Source organism: Streptomyces sp. NPDC051310 (assembly GCF_044455245.1).
Classification (GTDB): Bacteria; Actinomycetota; Actinomycetes; order Streptomycetales; family Streptomycetaceae; genus Streptomyces.
In genome coordinates this window covers 104,442-122,673 of the sequence record NZ_JBITEO010000006.1, presented here as the reverse complement: position 1 = coordinate 122,673, position 18,232 = coordinate 104,442, and the positions used below count along the sequence as shown (strand labels likewise).

The following is an 18,232-nucleotide window of genomic DNA, read 5'->3' as shown; positions in this document are numbered from 1 at the left end:
CCGTCCCGACAGTCCACGCAGCGCCATGGTGCCCGTGCCAGCTCCGCATACGCGGCACGTCACCGTACGGCCCGCCAGGGCCGAGGTAGCGCAACTCACGCCCCCGCCCTTATGCAACTTGTTGCACAAGGCCCTCGGTGTCGTCTAGAACTGGGGCGACGACACCGCGCGAGGAGGCGCCCCCATGACCCCGACCCCGAGCCCCGCCACGTCCCCGTACCCGCATCTGCTGCGGCCGCTGGACCTCGGCTTCGCGACCCTGCCCAACCGCGTGCTCATGGGGTCGATGCACGTCGGACTTGAGGAGGCCGAGAACGGCTTCGCGCGCATGGCGGCCTTCTACGCCGCCCGCGCCCGCGGCGGCGTCGGGCTGATCGTGACCGGCGGCATCGCGCCGAACGACGCGGGGCGGCCGTACGAGGGCGGGGCGAAGCTCACCACCGAGGAGGAGGCGGCGAAGCACCGTGTCGTGACGGACGCGGTGCACGCCGCCGGCGGGCGCATCGCCATGCAGATCCTGCACTTCGGGCGGTACGCGTACCACCGCGACCTGGTCGCGCCGAGCGCCCTCCAGGCGCCGATCAGCCCCTTCGTGCCGAACGAACTGTCCGACGCCGAGGTCGAGCAGACCATTGAGGACTACGTGCGCGCCGCCGAGCTCGCGAAGTCGGCCGGGTACGACGGCGTCGAGATCATGGGGTCCGAGGGCTACCTGATCAACGAGTTCATCGCGGCCGCCACCAACCGGCGCGAGGACCGGTGGGGCGGCTCGTACGAGAACCGCGTCCGCTTCCCGCTGGAGATCGTGCGCCGCACGCGCGAGCGGCTCGGCGAGGACTTCATCCTGATCTACCGGCTCTCCATGCTGGACCTGGTGCCGGGCGGGTCCACCCTGGAGGAGGTCGTCGCGCTCGCCAAGGAGATCGAGGCGGCCGGCGCGACGATGATCAACACGGGCATCGGCTGGCACGAGGCCCGCATCCCCACCATCGCGACGTCCGTCCCCCGCGGCGCGTACACCTGGGTCACCCGGAAGCTGATGGGCTCGGTCTCCGTGCCGCTGATCACCAGCAACCGCATCAACACCCCCGAGGTCGCCGAGCAACTGCTGGCGGAGGGCCGGGCGGACATGGTGTCGATGGCCCGCCCCTTCCTCGCCGACCCGGACTTCGTGGCCAAGGCGGAGCAGGGCCGGCCGGAGGCGATCAACACCTGCATCGGCTGCAACCAGGCCTGCCTGGACCACACGTTCAGCGGGAAGATCACCTCGTGCCTGGTCAACCCGCGCGCCTGCCACGAGACCGAGCTCGTCCTGTCCCCCACCCGCCTGCGCAAGCGCGTCGCGGTCGTCGGCGCCGGTCCGGCCGGGCTCGCCTGCTCCGTCTCGGCCGCCGAGCGCGGACATGACGTCACGCTGTACGACGCGGCGGACGAGATCGGCGGACAGCTCAACATCGCCAAGCGGGTGCCGGGCAAGGAGGAGTTCGACGAGACCCTGCGCTACTTCCGCACCCAGCTGGCCGAGCACGGCGTGGAGGTGAAGCTGGGCACGTACGCCACCGCCGAGCTGCTCGCCGGCTACGACGAGGTCGTCATCGCCACCGGCGTGACCCCGCGCACGCCCGCCATCGAGGGTGTCGACCACGCGTCCGTGGTCAGCTACCTCGACGTGCTGCGCGACGGCGCGCCGGTCGGCGAGCGGGTCGCGATCATCGGGGCGGGTGGCATCGGCTTCGACGTGGCGGAGTTCCTCACGGACGGCGGCGAGGGCGCGAGCCGGGACCCGGAGACGTACTTCCGGCAATGGGGCGTCGACATGGCGTACACCGGGCGCGGGGGCCTTCGCGCGCCCGAGCGGCCGCGGCCGCCGCGCACGGTGCACCTGCTCCAGCGCAAGGCGTCGAAGGTCGGCGCGGGCCTGGGCAAGACGACGGGCTGGATCCACCGCACCGAGCTCAAGCACCGGGGCGTGACCATGGTCGCGGGCGCCGTGTACGAGCGGATCGACGACGAGGGCCTGCACATCACGGTGGACGGCGAGGCCCGGACGATCCCGGTCGACACGGTCGTGCTGTGCACCGGGCAGGAGCCGCGGCGCGAGCTCTTCGAGGAGCTGTCGGCGGCCGGGGTCCGGGTGCACCTCATCGGCGGCGCCGACGTCGCGGCGGAGCTGGACGCGAAGCGCGCGATCGACCAGGGGACCCGGCTGGCCGCGTCGCTCTGACGGTCCCTCCCTAGGATGCGGTCATGTCACTCCCGCACGCGATCCTCACCGCCCTGCTCGAAAAGCCGTCCTCGGGGCTGGAGCTGACGCGCCGCTTCGACCGGTCCATCGGGTACTTCTGGTCGGCCACGCACCAGCAGATCTACCGCGAGCTGGGAAAGCTGGAGCAGGCGGGGCACATCCGTGCCCTGCCCTCCCGGGCACCGGCCCGGGGCCAGAAGAAGGAGTACGAGGTGCTGCCCGCGGGCCGTGCCGAGCTGACCGGGTGGGTGCGCAGGAGCGAGGATCCCAAGCCCATCCGGGACGCCCTGCTGCTGCGGCTGCGGGCGGCCGCGGTGGTGGGCACGGAGGGACTGGAGGCGGAGCTGCGCCGCCATCTGGCGCTGCACGAAGCCCAGTTGGAGGAGTACCTGGGGATGGAGCAGCGGCAGTTCCCGCCGGAGCGGAACGCCGAGGCGGACCGGCTGCGCCATCTCGTGCTGCGGGGCGGGATCGAGCTGGAGCGCTTCTGGACGGCATGGCTGACGGAGGCGCTGGCCGCGCTCGACGGGACGGGCCGGCACCCCGCCGATTACTAATGGGAATCGTTTTCATGTAGCGTGACCGCCACCGTACCGACGATGGAGGTCCCGCAGTCATGGCCGTACCCAAGCGGAAGATGTCCCGCTCCAACACCCGCCACCGGCGCGCGCAGTGGAAGGCGTCCACGCCCCAGCTCGTGCCCGTGACGGTCGACGGCACCGTGTACCAGGTGCCGCAGCGCCTGGTGAAGGCGTACGAGCGCGGCCTGATCCACCCGGAGGGCTGAGCCCGACGACGGCCCCCGCCACCCCAAAGCCTTTCCGGCCGGGCCGGCCGGGGCCGGGGCGCCGGCTCCGTACCGCGGGGAGGCCCCGCCCCGCCGTTCGCCCCGGGGGGCGACGGACCCGGTGGCGCTGTGGCGGGTGGTGTTCGGCCGGATCGGCAATCCGCTGCTCGCGCAGTCGCCGGACCGGGGCGCGCTGCCGCAGTGGTAGGCGGCGACCGACCCGCGGGTGAACGGCGGGGTGTTCACAGGGCCGGACGGCCCGGCCGAGCCGCGCGGCGCGGCGCGGCGCGGCGCGGCGCGGCGACGGAAGCGAAGCTCCTCCCCGCGGCGGCCGATCCGGCGACCGGCCGCCGTCTGTGGAAGCTGTCGGAAGAGCTGACCGGAGTGCGCTTCGCGTTTCCGACGCCGGTCTGATGCCGGCACCGCCGGCGGGCCCGCGCCGCGCCGGGCGCGGTCAGGCTCCTGCCGCGGAGCGCCATGCCTTCTCCCGCAGCAGCCGCAGGCCGTTGAGGCCGACGAGGACCGTGGAGCCCTCGTGGCCCGCGACACCGAGCGGCAGGGGCAGGTGCCCGGCCAGGTCCCAGACGATCAGGGCGCCGATGCAGACACCCGCGATGACCAGGTTCTGCACGACGAGCCGCCGGGCGCGCCGGGACAGGGCCACGACCGCGGGAACGGCGGTCAGTTCGTCCCGTACGACCACGGCGTCGGCGGTCTCCAGCGCCAGGTCGGAACCGGCACGGCCCATCGCGATGCCGCAGTGCGCGGCGGCGAGCGCCGGGGCGTCGTTGACGCCGTCGCCGACGACGAGGGTGCGCCGCCCCGCCCGCTCCCACTCCCGCACGGCCGCGACCTTGTCCTGCGGAAGGAGCCCGGCCCGTACGTCGTCGATGCCGGTTTCGGTGGCGATCCGCCGGGCGGCGGGCTCGTTGTCGCCGGTGAGCAGGGCGGGCGCCGTGCCGCTGAGACGCCCGAGGGCGGCGACGGCGGCCGCGGCGCCCTCGCGCAGCCGGTCGGCGATGGCGAGCACGGCGACCGGCACACCGTCGACGGCGACGACCACGGCGGTCCGCCCGCCGGCCTCCACCTCGCGCACGGCCGCGGCGACCTCCGGGCCCGGCACGGAGGCCCGGGGAGCCCCGCCGGCCTCCACCTCGCGCACGGCCGCGGCGGCCTCCGAGCCCGGCGCGGCCGCCCCGGAAGCCCCGTCGACCGCGGCGGCCTCCCCCGCCGGCCCCGTCCCCGCCCCCCGGGGCGCCGCGGGCTCCCGGTCGCCGGCGGGCACCGCGCGGCAGGGCTCCGCGGGGCGGCCCACGGTGACCTCGCGGCCGTCCACGAGCGCACGGACGCCGACGCCCGGGGTGGAGGAGAACGCCGCGGCCTGCGGCACCGTGAGGCCGCGGTCGCGGGCGGCGGTGACCACGGCGCGGGCCAGCGGGTGCTCACTGGGCAGCTCGGCCGCGGCGGCCAGGGCGAGCACCTCGGCTTCGGCCGGGGAGCCGGCGAGGAGCCGGACCCCGGCCACCCGGGGTGCCCCCTCGGTCAGCGTGCCGGTCTTGTCCAGCGCCACCAGGTCGGTCCGTCCGAGCCGCTCCATGACCACCGCGGACTTGACGAGGACGCCGTGCCGCCCGGCGTTGGCGATCGCGGACAGCAGCGGCGGCATGGTGGCGAGGACGACCGCGCACGGCGAGGCGACGATCATGAAGGTCATGGCCCGCAGCAGCGTTCCGGTGAAGTCCGCGCCGAGCGCGAGCGGCACGGCGAACAGCGCGAGCGTCGCGACGACGACGCCCACCGAGTAGCGCTGCTCGATCTTCTCGATGAAGAGCTGGGTGGGGGCCTTGGTCGCGCTCGCCTCCTCCACCATGGCGACGATCCGGGCGATGACGGACGCGGAGGCGTCCTTGTCGACGCGGACGCGCAGGGCTCCGGTGCCGTTCAGCGTGCCCGCGAAGACCGGGTCGCCGACCGCCTTGGGCGCGGGCAGCGGTTCGCCGGTGATGGTCGCCTGGTCGACGTCGCTCGCACCGCCGACGACCGTGCCGTCGGCGGGCAGCCGCTCCCCCGGCCGTACGAGGACGGTGTCGCCGACCCGCAGCGCCGCCACGTCCACCGGTTCCTCGCCCGCGGCGGTCAGCCGTACGGCACGGGCGGGCGCCAGGTCCAGCAGGCCGCGCACCGAGTCGGCGGTGCGCCGGGTCGCGAGGGCCTCCAGCGCGCCCGACACCGCGAAGATGACGATGAGCAGCCCGCCGTCGAGGTATTGCCCGATCGCGGCGGCGCCGAGCGCCGCGACGACCATGAGCAGGTCGACGTCGAGGGACTTCTCCCGCAGGGCCCGCAGCCCGGCCCAGCCCGGTTCCCACCCTCCGGCGGCGTAGCAGACGGCGTACAGCGGTCCCCAGGCCCATGCCGGGGCGCCGGCCAGGTCGAGCGGCAGGGCGGCGAGGAACGCGGCGGCGGACAGCGCCGCCCAGCGGACCTCGGGCAGGGCGAGGAGTCCGGTCCTGCGGCCGGGGGGCACGGGAGCGGGCGGGGTCGCGGGCCGGTCGGCGTCGAGCACCGGGGAAGCCATCGGTCACACCTCCGAGGGGACGGGCGGGCGGGCGGGACGGGCGGAGTACGGCCACACCTTACCCGAACACATGAAGAGCTCTTCATTCATTCGGGGTACGCGCGGCTACGATGACCTGCATGGGACACGGAGTGCACGGTGAGACGACCCCCGCAGCCCGCCTCGACGCGGAGTCCGCGGCCACCATCGCCGCCACGCTCCAGGCCCTCGCCACCCCGTCCCGGCTGATGATCCTCACCCGGCTGCGCCAGGGCCCCTGCGGTGTGACCGAACTCGCCGAGTCGGTCGCCATGGAGCAGTCGGCCGTCTCGCACCAGCTGCGCCTGCTGCGGGCCCTTGGCCTGGTCACCGGGACGCGCCAGGGCCGCCGGATCGAGTACAGCCTGTACGACAACCACGTGGCCCAGCTGCTGGACGAAGCGGTGTACCACATCGAGCACCTCCGGCTCGGCGCACGTGATCTGCCCCGGTCCGCCGTGGATACTGGTCGCCCGTAGACCTACGAGGCTCAAGGGGCGGGCATGGCGGACCGGTTGGGGACGGCGGAGCGGACACGGCATGCGGTGGTGATCGGCGGGAGCATCGCCGGTCTGCTGACGGCGCGGGTGCTCGCGGAGCACGCGGAGCGGGTGACCGTCGTCGAGCGGGACCGCTTCCCGGAGGAACCCGAGGCGCGCGCGGGCGTGCCGCAGGGGCGGCACACGCACGTCCTGCTGGAGAGCGGGCAGCGGGCCCTGGACGAGCTGCTGCCCGGAGTCATCGGGGAGTTGCGCGCCCAGGGCGCGCCGCGGGTCGGCATGCCGGAGGACATGGTGCAGTGGCAGGACGGCCGCTGGCTCCACCGGAGTCCCGCCACCGTGTACCTGGTCACCGGTTGGCGCCCCCGGCTGGAGCACGTGCTCCGGCGCCGGGTCCTGGCCGATCCGAGGATCGCGACGGTCGAGAGCACGGAGGCGGTCGGGCTGCTCGGCGACGCCGCGCGCGTGCGGGGAGTGCTGCTGCGGGAGCGCGGCGCCGGGCGGGTCAGGGAGCCGCGGGCGCTGGAGGCCGACCTGGTGGTGGACGCGTCCGGACGCGGCTCGCGCGCGCCCGAGTGGCTGTCGGCGATCGGCGCCGAACCGGCGGGCGAGGAGACGCTGGACACGGGCCTGGCGTACGCGACCCGGGTCTACCGCGGCGCCCCGGCGGGCACGGGCACCGACGCCCTCGGCCACTACACCGTGGCCAACCCGCAGCAGACGTACGCGGCGACCGTCCTGCCCGTCGAGGAGGGCCGCCACCTGGTGACGCTGTCGGGCCTGCGCGGCGACGAACCGCCCACGGAGGAAGCGGGGTTCGAGGCGTACGCCGCCAAGCTGCCGCACCCGCTGGTGAGCGAGTGGCTGGCCAAGGCGGAACCGGAGTCGCCGGTGCACGGCTTCCGCGCGACGGCGAACGTCCGGCGGCGCTACGACCGCCCGGGCCGCCGCCCGGCCGGTTTCCTCGCCACCGGCGACGCGCTGTGCACCTTCAACCCCATCTACGGGCAGGGCATGGCGGTCGCCGCGCTCTGCGCGGTGGCGCTGCGGGACGCGCTCGCGGACCCGCGCCGCACGCCGACCACCCGCCGCGTCCAGCGGGCGCTGTTCGGCGCCTCCCGGCAGGCGTGGGACATCTCGGCGGGCGCGGACCGGAGGATGCCGGGCGCGGTGGGCAACGCGGCCCGCACCGGGCCGGCCGATCGCGCCGCGGGCTGGTACCTCGAGCGGGTGCAGGAGCGCTACGCGGGCGACCCCGAGGTGGGAGCGGCGTTCCGCTCCGTCCTGACGCTCAATGAGCCGCTGCGCGCGCTCTTCGCGCCGCGGATCATGCGTGCGGCGCTCCTGCGGCCGGTGCCCCCGGCGCCCGCCGGGCCGCCCCTGTGGCGGACGGAGCGCACCCGCTGATCAGGGGTGCATGACCACCTTCACCACGCCGTCCTCCTTGTGCTGGAACATCCTGTACGCGTGGGGCGCGTCGGCCAGCGGGACGTGGTGGGTGGCGAAGTCGTCGACGCCCAGCGGGTCGTCGTCGGTGAGCAGGGGCAGGATGTCGTCGACCCAGCGCCGGACGTTGGCCTGCCCCATGCGCAGCTGGATCTGCTTGTCGAACAGGGTCATCATCGGCAGCGGGTCGGCGGCGCCGCCGTAGACCCCGCTGAGGGAGATGGTGCCGCCGCGCCGGACGAGCGCGATGGCCAGGTGCAGCGCGGCGAGCCGGTCGGCCCCGGCCTTCTGGTGGAGCTTGGCCGCCCATGCCTTGGGCAGCAGCCCGGCCGCCTGCTGCTGGGTGCGGGCGACGGGGCTGCCGTGGGCCTCGGTGCCGACCGCGTCGATGACGGCGTCGGGCCCGCGGCCCCGGGTGCGGTCCTTGACCGCCTCCACGAGGTCGTCCTGGCTGTCGTGGCCCGTCAGGTCGAACACCTCGACACCGCGGGCCCTGGCGCGCTGGAGGCGTTCCGGTACCAGGTCGATGCCGATGACCTGGGCGGCGCCCAGGTGGAGGGCGATGCGGCAGCACATGTCGCCGATGGGACCGAGGCCGAGGACGGCGACGGAGCCGCCGGGCGGGACGTCGGCGTACCGGACGGCCTGCCAGGCGGTGGGCAGGACGTCGGAGAGGTAGAGGAAGCGGTCGTCGGGCGGGCCGGCGGGGACCTTGACGGGGCCGAACTGGGCCTGGGGCACGCGCAGGTACTCGGCCTGCCCGCCGGGGACGGAGCCGTACAGCCGGGAGTAGCCGAACAGGGCGGCGCCCATGCCCTCCTCGGTGACCTGGGTGGTCTCGCACTGGGTCGGCAGACCCGAGGTGCACATCCAGCAGTGGCCGCAGGCGATCTGGAAGGGCACGACGACCCGGTCGCCCGGCCGGAGGCCCGTGACCTCCGCGCCCACCTCCTCGACGATGCCCATCGGCTCGTGCCCGAGGATGTCACCAGGGGTCATGAAGGGCGTCAACACCTCGTACAGGTGCAGGTCCGAGCCGCACAGTCCGGTGGACGTGACCCTGATGACGGCGTCCGTGGGCTCCTCGATCCGGGGATCGGGCACCGTCTCCAGGCGGACGTCACGCTTTCCCTGCCATGTCACGGCCCTCATCGTGCGTGTCCCTTCGACCGGCTTCCTGCGGGGGGCGCGGCCCGGGTACCCGGGAGGGAGGGGCGGTGAACCCGTTGCGGCTCCGTTTCGGCTTCGTTGCGGGCCTTCGTCACGGGCATCCGTTTCGGACAGAGTGGTGCGTCATGCCCGGCAGGCCCTTCCGGCAAGGTTTAGACCAATGATAGGGATTGATCACCCACACGGCACGCTCGACTACACTGAGCGAAGGAAATTGAGGGTTGAACATGGCTGAGCCTGCCCCCGCACTTCCGCTCTACCTGCAGGTCGCCGCAGCGCTGCGCGACGACCTCACCCACCGGCGCATCGCGCCGGGCGACCGGCTGCCCTCGGAGCGCTCCCTCGTGGAGCGCTTCCAGGTCAACCGGCAGACCGTACGCAATGCGCTCCAGCTCCTGCGCGACGAACGGCTCGTCGTGACCGAGCGGCGCGGTACCTACGCCGCGGCCCCCGGCACGCAGGCCGCGCAGCCGGCCCTGGCGCCCGGCCTGCTGTACTTCCCCTGCGGTCCGGGGACCCCGGACACGCTCCCCGAGACGCACCTGGCCTGGGAGAGCGCACCACCGGAACACGCCGAGCGGCTGGGTCTGCTGCCCGGCGAGCCGACGCTGACGCACCACCACCGGCTGACCGGGCCGGACGGCACACCGGTGCGGCAGCACGCCCTGACGTACTTCTCGCGGTACGCGCTGGCCGAGATACCCGAACTGGCCCGCTACCGGCGGCCGGACGCCTGGCCCCACCGGGTCGACCTGCGGCTGCTGTACCACTGGATGCACCGGGCCGGGCTGCGGCTCACGCGGCGGGAGTCGGTCGGGGTGGACCGGGGCCCGGCGGACACCGCGTGGCTCGGCGTCCACCGGGAGGTGAGCGACCAGCACGGCCACGTGCTGGAGGTCACGGACCTCCGGTTCGCACCGGAGTCCGCGGCCTGGACGTACGAGTTCACCAGCTGACGCCGCGGGGGCTCAGACGATGCCCTCGGATATCTCGGCCTGTTCGCGCGCGTTGCCGTACGGAGCGGGCGTGCCGTACGAGCGGCGGGCGACGTACCACCACACGCTGGCCAGGATGAGCACCGCGGCGAGCGCGATCACCGCGTAGTTCATCGAGTCGATGGTCACCGGGGCCTTCTGGGGCAGGCAGAAGAGCACGGTGACCACCGCGACCCAGACCACCGCGATCCAGCCGACCGGCTTGCTCCAGCGACCCAGGGACCAGGGGCCGGGCCGGAACCGGTCCCCCGCGCGCAGCCGGAGGTAGATGGGGATGGCGTAGGCGGGGGTGATGCCGATGACGTTGATGGCGGTGACGGCGCCGTAGGCGGTCGCCGAGTACAGCGACGGCGCGGCGAGCACGGCGGCGACCGCGACCGACAGCCACACCGCGTGCGCCGGGGTCTGGGTGCGGCTGCTGACCTTGCGCCAGAGCGCGGATCCGGGCAGGGCGTTGTCGCGGCTGAAGGCGAAGACCATGCGGCTGGCGGCGGCCACCTCGGCGTTGCCGCAGAACAGCTGCGCCACGATCACCACCAGCAGGAGGGCGGAGGCGCCGCCGCTGCCGAGCGCGTCGAGGAGGATCTGCGCGGGCGGGACGCCCGTGGCGCTGTTCTGCGTTCCCGCGTAGTCCTGGATGGCGAAGGTCAGTCCGGCGAGCAGCGCGAAGCCGGCGACCCAGGAGACCCAGATGGCCCGGACGATGCCCTTGGCGGCGGAGACGGACGCGTTGGACGTCTCCTCGGAGAGATGGGCCGAGGCGTCGTAGCCGGAGAAGGTGTACTGCGCGAGGAGCAGGCCGACGGCCGCCACGTAGAAGGGACTCGACCAGCCGGTGTCGTTGACGAACTCGGTGAAGACGAACTCGGCCGACTGGTGGCGGTCCGGGACGATCGCGAGCGCGCCGACGATCACGGCGACACCGGTCAGGTGCCACCACACGCTGATGGAGTTGAGGACGCTCACCAGGCGGACGCCGAAGAGGTTGAGCACGGCGTGCAGCAGGAGGATGCACAGGAAGATCACGAAGGTGGAGCCGGGCGTCGGTTCGAAGCCGAACCGCAGGTTGAGGAACGCCCCGGTGAAGAGCGCGGCGCCGTAGTCGATGCCGGCGATCGCGCCGAGCAGGCCGAGCAGGTTCAGCCAGCCCGTGTACCAGCCCCAGCGGCGGCCGCCGAGCCGGTCGGCCATGTAGTAGAGGGCGCCGGAGGTGGGGTACGCGCTGGTGACCTCGGCGAGCGCCAGGCCGACGCAGAGCACGAACAGGCCCACGCCGACCCAGCCCCACATCATCACGGCGGGTCCGCCGGTGCCGAGGCCGAAGCCGTACAGGGTCATGCAGCCGGAGAGGATGGAGATGACGGAGAAGCTGATGGCGAAGTTGCCGAAGCCTCCCATCCGGCGGGCCAGGACCGGCTGGTAGCCGAGCTCTCTGAGCCGCTGCTCCTCGTCCATGGGCGGAGCCTGCTGCTCCGGGCGGGCCCACAGGGCGCGGGACATGGCGGTACCTCCGAGGGGGTGGTGGCAGGGGATGTCGGGGGGTCTTCGGGGGTGCGGGACACGCGCTGCGGCGGTCAGCGGTCGCGGGCGGAGCCCAGGCACCGGGTGCGGGCGCGCCGGAAGACCTCCTCGGCCAGCGCCCGGTCGCCGGGGTCGGGGGTGCGGTACGCCCACGGCTGCGGCGTGTAGTACGGGCCGAGCGCCTCGAAGACCGGAGCGGCCTCCTCGAAGCGGAGGGCTCCCCACAGGGCGTGCGCCAGGTGGTTCAGGTCCAGCAGCGACGCATCGGCGGGCGTGACGTGGTCGAACCAGGCCAGCAGGGCGCGCAGCGCGTCGCGGGTGGCGTCCTCGGCCACCCAGTGCAGGTCCAGGGCCTTCTCCTGGCCCCGCTCGCGGCGGTAGCGCTCGACCCGCGCGTACAGGGGCAGCAGGTGCAGGGCGGAGCCCGGTGGCGCGGAGCCGGCGGCCCACTGGACGAAGTTGACGGCTTCGGACAGCGAGCCCGGCGAGGGGCCCCACCGTCGGGCATAGAGGAACTGGAGCATCCGGTGGTACGCCTCGCGGTTGTGCGGGTCCCGCTTGTCGGCCTCCGCCAGCAGTCCCCAGGGGCCGGGGGGCAGCATGGGGCCGGGCGGGCGCACCCGGTGCTCCTCCATGCGCTGCTCCTCGTCGAGTACGGCGAGGGCCAGCAGGCAGACCCACGGCACCGGGTCGGCGGGGGCCGCCCGGGCGGTGGCGTGGCAGGCCTCCCAGGCGGTCTGCCACAGCTCGTGGGTGCGCGGGTGCTGGTCGCGGTGGGCGCGCACGGCGCGTTCCACCGTGACCCGGGTGTGCATCACGGCGGCGGCGACGCTGTGCGGTTCCTCGGCGCGCCAGGCGTGGACGACGTCGGAGCCGGCGGCGACGGCCGCCAGCACCTGGGTGCGCTGGGTCCATTGCGCCCAGCCGGTGGTCTCGGCGAGGAGCTGGGCCATCGCGACCCAGCGTCCGGTCCGCAGGTCCTGGACGACGCCGCGCAGTGCGGCGTCGTGCCCAGCGGGGTGGTACACCGGCCGGAAATCGTGGCCGGACATCACCTCGTCCCTGGCGGCGGGCAGGCCGGGCAGGCCGGTGGTGCTGTGGTGGTCATGGGTCCTCATGCGGGGGGTGGCACGGGTCGCCCGAACCGGCGGGCGACTACAGGGCGTTGATCGGCGATCACTATAGAGTCCCTTGGACCTTTGCGGTCCAGTTTCGACAAAGCTCGTAACCATTCGGCCAACAAAAGAACTTGACGCCAAGTCAGGCCAGGGTTGCGGCGCCGGTGGGTGACGGGGGGATCGCTTGACGCCGCCGCCGCGCTGGCCCAGGCTGACGATCAAGGTTCTCCGAGTGCTTCACCGACCGGACGGGAGTGGCGATGACGGGCCCTGTATTGGCCGTCGACCAGGGAACTTCGGGCACCAAGGCGCTGGTCGTCTGCCCCGAGCGCGGCGTCATCGGATCCGGCGCCGCTCCGGTGCGGCCCCGCTACCTGCCGGGCGGGCGGGTGGAGACCGACCCGCGCGAACTGCTCGGCTCGGTCGTCACCGCGGGCCGCGCGGCGCTGGCCGACGCCGGTGAACCGGTCACGGCCGTGGGACTCGCCAACCAGGGCGAGACGGTCCTGGCCTGGGATCCGCGGACGGGGGCGCCGCTCACCGACGCGATCGTCTGGCAGGACCGGCGCGCGGAGGAAATCTGCGCGGAACTCGCGCCGCACGCCGAAGAGTTGCGCGCGACGACCGGACTGCCGCTCGACCCCTACTTCGCCGCGCCGAAGATGGCCTGGATCCGTCGGCGGCTCACCCGCGAGGGCGTCGTGACGACCAGCGACGCCTGGCTGGTGCACCGGCTGACGGGCGGCGGCGCGTTCGTCACGGACGCGGCGACGGCGGGACGAACCCAGCTCCTCGACCTCGACACCGTCGACTGGTCGCCGCGCGCTCTGGAGATCCACGGGCTGGCCGGGGAGCGGCTCCCGCGCATCGTGGACGCGGCCGGGCCGGTGGGGACGACGTCCCTCTTCGGCGGCGCCGACGTGCCGCTGACGGGCCTGCTGGTCGACCAGCAGGCCGCGCTGCTGGCCCAGGGTGCCACCGAGCCCGGCGCCGCCAAGTGCACGTACGGCACGGGGGCGTTCCTGCTCGCGCACACCGGCGACCGGCCCCGGCGCGGTGGCTCCGGGCTGGTCGGCTGCGTCGCCTGGCGGCTCGGCGGCCGCACCGACTACTGCCTGGACGGCCAGGTGTACACGGCCGCCTCCGCGGTGCGCTGGCTCACCGACCTCGGGGTCATCGGCGGCGCGGCCGACCTCGACCCGGTGGGCTCGGCCGTGCCCGACGCGGGCGGGGTCACCTTCGTGCCGGCGCTCGCGGGGCTGGCCGCCCCGTGGTGGCGCGGGGACGTGCGCGGCTCCGTGACGGGACTCGGCCTGGACACCACCGCCGGGCACCTGGTGCGGGCGCTGTGCGAGGGCATCGCCGCGCAGGTGGTGGAGCTGGCGCGGGCGGCCGGGGGCGAGCTCGGGGCCCCGCTCGCCTCGCTGCGCGTCGACGGCGGGCTCACCCGCTCCGCGCTCCTCATGCAGACCCAGGCCGACCTCCTGCAACTCCCCGTCGAGGTCTCGGCGCTCCCCGACGTCACCGCGCTCGGCGCCGGCGTCCTCGCCCGCCTGGGCCTGGACCCGGAGCTCTCCCTGCGGCAGGCCGTGCCGCCGTGGCGGCCGGCCGCCGTCTACGAGCCGCGCATCACGGCCACCGAGGCCGCCGAGCGCATGGGCGCCTTCCGGGCGGCGGTGGCCGCGCTCGTGGACGGTGGGCGGTGACCGTCACCCGCGGCGGGCCGCTGCCGCCGGAGCCGTACGACGTGACGGTCGTCGGGGCGGGCGTGGTGGGCTGCGCGATCGCCCGCGCACTGGCCCGGCACGCGGCCCTCCGCATCGCCCTGGTGGAGGCCGCCGACGACGTCGGAGAGGGCACCTCGAAGGCCAACACGGCCATCCTGCACACCGGTTTCGACGCGGTACCCGGCTCCCTGGAGTCGCGTCTGGTACGGGACGGGCAGCGGCGGCTGCTGGCCTACGCCGCGGCGGCGGGCATCCCGGTCGAGCCGGTGGGCGCGCTGCTCGTGGCCTGGGACGAGGAGCAGCGCGCGGCCCTGCCCGCACTGGCGGAGAAGGCCGGGAGGAACGGCCACCACGGGACCCGGATCATCGGGGCGGCCGAACTGTACGCCCGCGAACCGCACCTGGGGCCCGGCGCGCTCGGCGCGCTGGACGTGCCCGGCGAGAGCATCGTCTGCCCGTGGACCACGACGCTGGCGTACGCGACGCAGGCCGTGCGCGCGGGGGTCGACCTGCACCTCGGCTGCCGGGTCGAGGCGGTGCGGCCCGGCCATGATCTGGTCACGGACCGCGGTGTGCTGCGCACCCGGTACCTGGTCAACGCCGCAGGACTGCACGCCGACACCCTCGACCGGCACCTGGGGCACCGCGACTTCACGGTGACGCCGCGGCGCGGCCAGCTGATCGTGTTCGACGCGTTCGCGCGGGGGCTGGTCCGGCACATCCTGCTGCCGGTGCCGACCGCGCTCGGCAAGGGCGTGCTGGTCTGCCCCACCGTGCACGGCAAGGTGCTGCTCGGTCCGACCGCCGAGGACCTCCGCCCCGGCGACAAGGCCGCCACCGGGTCGACGGCCGAGGGGCTGGCGTACCTGCGCGCGCAGGGCCGGCGGATCCTGCCCGCCCTGCTGGACGAGGAGGTCACCGCGGTCTACGCGGGGCTGCGGGCGGCGACCGAGGAGGACGACTACCGCATCGCGAGCCACGCCGGGCAGCGGTACGTGACGGTGGGCGGCATCCGCTCGACCGGGTTGACCGCGTCGATGGCGATCGCCGCGCACGTGGTGGAGCTGCTGGCCGGTGCGGGGCTGGAGACCGGTACGCCGGGCGAGCTGCCGCGGGTGCGGATGCCCAACGTGGGCGAGGCGTTCCCGCGCCCGTACGCGCGCGCCGACCTCATCGCGGCCGACCCCGCCTACGGCGAGATCGTGTGCGCCTGCGAGCGGGTGACGCGCGGCGAGATCCGCGACGCGGCGGCGGGCACGATCCCGCCCGCCTCCCTGGAGGGGCTGCGGCGCCGGACACGGGCGCGCGCCGGACGCTGCCAGGGCTCGCTGTGCGGGGCCGCGGTCCGTGCCCTGTTCGAGGAGGGCAGGCGATGAGCCGGCGTCCGCGCGCGGTGGACGTGCTGGTCGTCGGGGCGGGCCCGGCGGGCCTCGCGGCCGCACGGCGGCTGGCCGCCTCGGGCGCCGGCACGGTGGAGGTGCTGGAGCGCCGGGGGCACGCGCTCGGGGCGCGGGGGCCGGTCCGCGCGGCCGTCCGGGCCGGGGCGGTGCTGCGCACCGGCGTCACCGCCACCGGCTGGGCGGGACCGCTGGTGCTGGACACGACCGGCCCGGGCGGGCTGGAGCGGATCACGGCGCGGGCGGTCGTGCTCGCGACCGGCGCGCGGGAACGTCCGCGCAGCGCGCGCCTGGTGCCGGGGACACGCCCGGCCGGCGTCCTGACGGGGGGCGAACTGGATCAGGCCGTCCACGCGTACGGACAGTACGTCGGCACGCGCGCCCTGGTCGTCGGGGCGGAGCCGGCCGCGTTCCGGGCGGTGCGGGCGCTGCGGCGGGCCGGTGTGCAGGTGGCCGCGCTGGTGACGGAGGAACCGTGGCGCAGGCTGGGGGCGTTCGGCCCCGGGCTGACGCCGGTCCCCGTGCTGGGCGGGACCGCGGTCGCCGAACTCCTCGGGCGGGGACGGCTCTCGGGCGTCCGGCTGGCCGGCCGCGGCGGGCGGACCGCGACGGTGGCGTGCGACACGGTGGTGTTCACCGGCAACTGGATCCCCGAGCACGAACTGGCGCGGCTCGGCGGGGCGGAGCTCGACCCCGGCACCCGCGGCCCCGCGGTGGACGGCGCGTTCCGTACGTCCCGGGCGGGGGTCTTCGCGGCCGGCGGCGTGCTGCACGGCGGGGAGCCCACCGCGGCGGCCGTCGCGGAAGGGCGGGCCACGGCCGGGCACGTACGGGACTTCCTGACGGGCGTCCCGTGGCCGGGACACCGCGTCCCGGTGGTGGCGGACGCTCCCCTGCGCTGGGTGGCGCCGAACCGGCTCGTCCCCGGGGAGCGCACCGCCCGCTTCCTGGTGCGCGCGCAGCGGCGGCTGGAGCGGCCGGTGCTGTCGGTCGTCCAGGACGGCGTGCTGCTGCACCGGCAGCGGGTGCGGGGCACGGCCACGCCGTCGCGGTCGGTGTCGCTGTCGGGCGGCTGGGCGGCCGCCGTCGATCCCGGGGGCGGCCCCGTGCGCGTCACGGTCGCAGGCCCGCCGCCCGGGCGGCGCGGCTGAGGACCTCGGTCAGCATGCCGGGGGTGAGGCGGCCGGTGAAGGTGTTGCGCTGGCTGACGTGGTAGCAGCCGAACAGTTCGAGGGCCGGGCCGCCGTCGGCGGAGGGCAGGGTGACGTGGGCGCCGTGCGCGAAGGCCGGCCGGGGGCGGGGCACCGGCCAGCCGGCGGCGGCGAGCGCGGGCAGGGTCGCCTGCCAGCCGAAGGCGCCGAGGACGACGAGCGCGCGCACCGTGGGCCGCAGCAGGCGCAGTTCGCCCGCCAGCCAGGGGCGGCAGGTGTCCCGCTCCCGGGGCGTCGGCTTGTTGGCCGGCGGGGCGCAGTGGACGGGCGCGGTGACCCGCACCCCGTACAGGCGCAGCCCGTCGTCGCGGTGGGTGGCCTCGGCCTGGCTGGCGAGCCCGATGCCGTGCAGTGCGGCGTAGAGCACGTCGCCGGAGCGGTCGCCGGTGAACATGCGGCCCGTGCGGTTGCCGCCGTGCGCGGCCGGGGCGAGGCCGACGACGAGCAGCGCGGCGTCGTCGGGGCCGTAGCCGGGGACCGGCCGGGCCCAGTAGTCCCAGCCGGTGTAGGCGCGGCGGCCCTCGCGGGCCACCTGCTCCCGCCAGGCGACCAGACGCGGACAGGCCCGGCAGTGCGTGACGCGTTCGTCGAGGGCGGGGACGGAGCCGGCGCGGGCCGTCTCGCGCACCGGGAAGTCGGGCTGGTCGGGTGAGCCGGGCTCGGCAGGCATGGTCCTCCGTTCGCGCTGTGCCACCGACGCTAACGTTTCCCCATGACGGTGAAGCGAAGCGCGGGCCTGCTGCTGTTCCGTACCTCCCAGGGACGCCTGGAGGTGCTCATCGCCCACATGGGCGGGCCGTTGTGGGCATCGCGCGACACGGGGGCCTGGTCGGTCCCCAAGGGCGAGTACGGACCGGACGAGACCCCCGAGGCGGCGGCGCGGCGGGAGTTCGTCGAGGAGCTCGGGCTGCCGGCGCCCGACGGCGAGAAGGTTCCGCTCGGTGAGGCGCGCCAGGCGAACGGCAAGATCGTGACGGTGTGGGCGGTGGAGGGCGACCTCGACCCGGCGGCGATCGTCCCCGGCACGTTCACCATGGAATGGCCGCGCGGCTCGGGCGTGTCGCGGGACTTCCCCGAAGTGGACCGCGTCGCCTGGTTCACCCCGCAGGAGGCGGCGCCCCGGCTGGTCGCGGGTCAGCAGGCGTTCCTGGAGCGGCTGGAGACGTACCTGCGCGAGCGGTGAACCGCGGCCGCCGGGCGGCCCGGGCGGCGTTGTCAGTGGTGTGCGCGAGAGTGGAGGGTCCAACACCTCGACAGGGAGCGAGAGATGACCAACACCCTCAGCACGCGGGAGCGCGCGGCGGCCCAGGCGTACCTCCGTCTGATGGAGGCGGCCCAGGCGGTGCTCACCGACCCGGCACTCGCGCCGCTGGCCGGGGCGTACCTGTCGTCGTCGATGGCGGAGGCGGACGAGGCGCTGCGCCGCGCGGGCCTCACGGGCAACGAGGCCCGCCTGCTGCGCCTGGTCTCCGCGTTGCGCACCGTGCCGGGTCCGGAGCCTTCCTGAGGAGCTCGTCCC

Annotated in this window: 16 protein-coding genes; 11 read left to right on the top strand and 5 right to left on the bottom strand. The window is 75.0% G+C overall.

Translation table 11 applies throughout. The annotated features are described in order from the left end of the window. The first annotated feature begins 184 nt into the window (after window positions 1-184). From ACIA79_RS11345 to rpmF, 3 genes are read left to right on the top strand one after another with little or no spacing between them, the layout of a single operon-like run. Entirely contained in the window at window positions 185-2,224 is a 2,040-nt protein-coding gene (locus tag ACIA79_RS11345; RefSeq protein ID WP_399427949.1) for an FAD-dependent oxidoreductase, read from the top strand. Window positions 2,225-2,247: 23 nt separating this feature from the next. Next, window positions 2,248-2,802 carry a PadR family transcriptional regulator gene (locus tag ACIA79_RS11340; protein ID WP_399427948.1) on the top strand — a complete coding sequence of 185 codons (555 nt, stop codon included), beginning with the start codon at window positions 2,248-2,250 and terminating at the stop codon, window positions 2,800-2,802. A 59-nt stretch (window positions 2,803-2,861) separates the two neighbouring features. Next, window positions 2,862-3,032 (top strand): 50S ribosomal protein L32, encoded by a 171-nt coding sequence (gene rpmF / locus ACIA79_RS11335; protein WP_359659064.1) that lies wholly within the window; start codon window positions 2,862-2,864, stop codon window positions 3,030-3,032. A 454-nt stretch (window positions 3,033-3,486) separates the two neighbouring features. On the opposite strand, the gene ACIA79_RS11330 is transcribed toward rpmF, so the two are convergent. Next, on the bottom strand, window positions 3,487-5,610 hold the full coding sequence (locus ACIA79_RS11330) for a heavy metal translocating P-type ATPase (RefSeq protein ID WP_399427947.1): 2,124 nt from the start codon (window positions 5,608-5,610) through the stop codon (window positions 3,487-3,489). Between the two features lie 119 nt (window positions 5,611-5,729). Here ACIA79_RS11330 and ACIA79_RS11325 point away from each other — a divergent pair, with 119 nt between their 5' ends. Next, window positions 5,730-6,107 carry a metalloregulator ArsR/SmtB family transcription factor gene (locus ACIA79_RS11325; protein ID WP_031078979.1) on the top strand — a complete coding sequence of 126 codons (378 nt, stop codon included), beginning with the start codon at window positions 5,730-5,732 and terminating at the stop codon, window positions 6,105-6,107. A gap of 24 nt (window positions 6,108-6,131) precedes the next feature. Next, window positions 6,132-7,535 (top strand): FAD-dependent oxidoreductase, encoded by a 1,404-nt coding sequence (locus ACIA79_RS11320; RefSeq protein ID WP_399427946.1) that lies wholly within the window; start codon window positions 6,132-6,134, stop codon window positions 7,533-7,535. Here ACIA79_RS11320 and ACIA79_RS11315 read toward each other — a convergent pair whose 3' ends face one another. Further along, entirely contained in the window at window positions 7,536-8,726 is a 1,191-nt protein-coding gene (locus ACIA79_RS11315) for a zinc-dependent alcohol dehydrogenase (protein ID WP_399427945.1), read from the bottom strand. Window positions 8,727-8,971: 245 nt separating this feature from the next. Between ACIA79_RS11315 and ACIA79_RS11310 the strand changes: the two genes are divergently transcribed. Then, window positions 8,972-9,700, top strand: coding sequence for a GntR family transcriptional regulator (locus ACIA79_RS11310; RefSeq protein WP_399427944.1), 729 nt, complete (start codon window positions 8,972-8,974; stop codon window positions 9,698-9,700). A 12-nt stretch (window positions 9,701-9,712) separates the two neighbouring features. Here ACIA79_RS11310 and ACIA79_RS11305 read toward each other — a convergent pair whose 3' ends face one another. Further along, window positions 9,713-11,239, bottom strand: coding sequence for an amino acid permease (locus tag ACIA79_RS11305; RefSeq protein WP_399427943.1), 1,527 nt, complete (start codon window positions 11,237-11,239; stop codon window positions 9,713-9,715). Between the two features lie 74 nt (window positions 11,240-11,313). Continuing rightward, complete coding sequence (locus ACIA79_RS11300) at window positions 11,314-12,312, bottom strand: hypothetical protein (RefSeq protein WP_399428116.1); 999 nt, start codon at window positions 12,310-12,312, stop codon at window positions 11,314-11,316. A gap of 326 nt (window positions 12,313-12,638) precedes the next feature. Here ACIA79_RS11300 and ACIA79_RS11295 point away from each other — a divergent pair, with 326 nt between their 5' ends. From ACIA79_RS11295 to ACIA79_RS11285, 3 genes are read left to right on the top strand one after another with little or no spacing between them, the layout of a single operon-like run. Beyond that, the gene (locus ACIA79_RS11295) at window positions 12,639-14,084 is read left to right on the top strand and encodes an FGGY family carbohydrate kinase (RefSeq protein WP_399427942.1); all 1,446 of its coding nucleotides are present in this window, start codon (window positions 12,639-12,641) and stop codon (window positions 14,082-14,084) included. Continuing rightward, on the top strand, window positions 14,081-15,481 hold the full coding sequence (locus tag ACIA79_RS11290) for an FAD-dependent oxidoreductase (protein ID WP_399427941.1): 1,401 nt from the start codon (window positions 14,081-14,083) through the stop codon (window positions 15,479-15,481). Before ACIA79_RS11295 ends, ACIA79_RS11290 begins: the two co-directional genes overlap by 4 nt. After that, window positions 15,478-16,653, top strand: coding sequence for an FAD-dependent oxidoreductase (locus tag ACIA79_RS11285; protein WP_399427940.1), 1,176 nt, complete (start codon window positions 15,478-15,480; stop codon window positions 16,651-16,653). Before ACIA79_RS11290 ends, ACIA79_RS11285 begins: the two co-directional genes overlap by 4 nt. Here ACIA79_RS11285 and ACIA79_RS11280 read toward each other — a convergent pair. Next, window positions 16,616-17,383: a uracil-DNA glycosylase gene (locus tag ACIA79_RS11280; protein ID WP_399427939.1), complete on the bottom strand. Its 768-nt coding sequence runs from the start codon at window positions 17,381-17,383 to the stop codon at window positions 16,616-16,618. The two genes, ACIA79_RS11285 and ACIA79_RS11280, sit on opposite strands and share 38 nt — an antisense overlap. A 42-nt stretch (window positions 17,384-17,425) precedes the next feature. Here ACIA79_RS11280 and ACIA79_RS11275 point away from each other — a divergent pair, with 42 nt between their 5' ends. Further along, window positions 17,426-17,896, top strand: a complete 471-nt coding sequence (locus ACIA79_RS11275) for an NUDIX domain-containing protein (protein WP_399427938.1) — start codon at window positions 17,426-17,428, stop codon at window positions 17,894-17,896. 84 nt (window positions 17,897-17,980) lie between these two features. Then, window positions 17,981-18,220: a hypothetical protein gene (locus ACIA79_RS11270; RefSeq protein WP_399427937.1), complete on the top strand. Its 240-nt coding sequence runs from the start codon at window positions 17,981-17,983 to the stop codon at window positions 18,218-18,220. Window positions 18,221-18,232 lie beyond the last annotated feature (12 nt).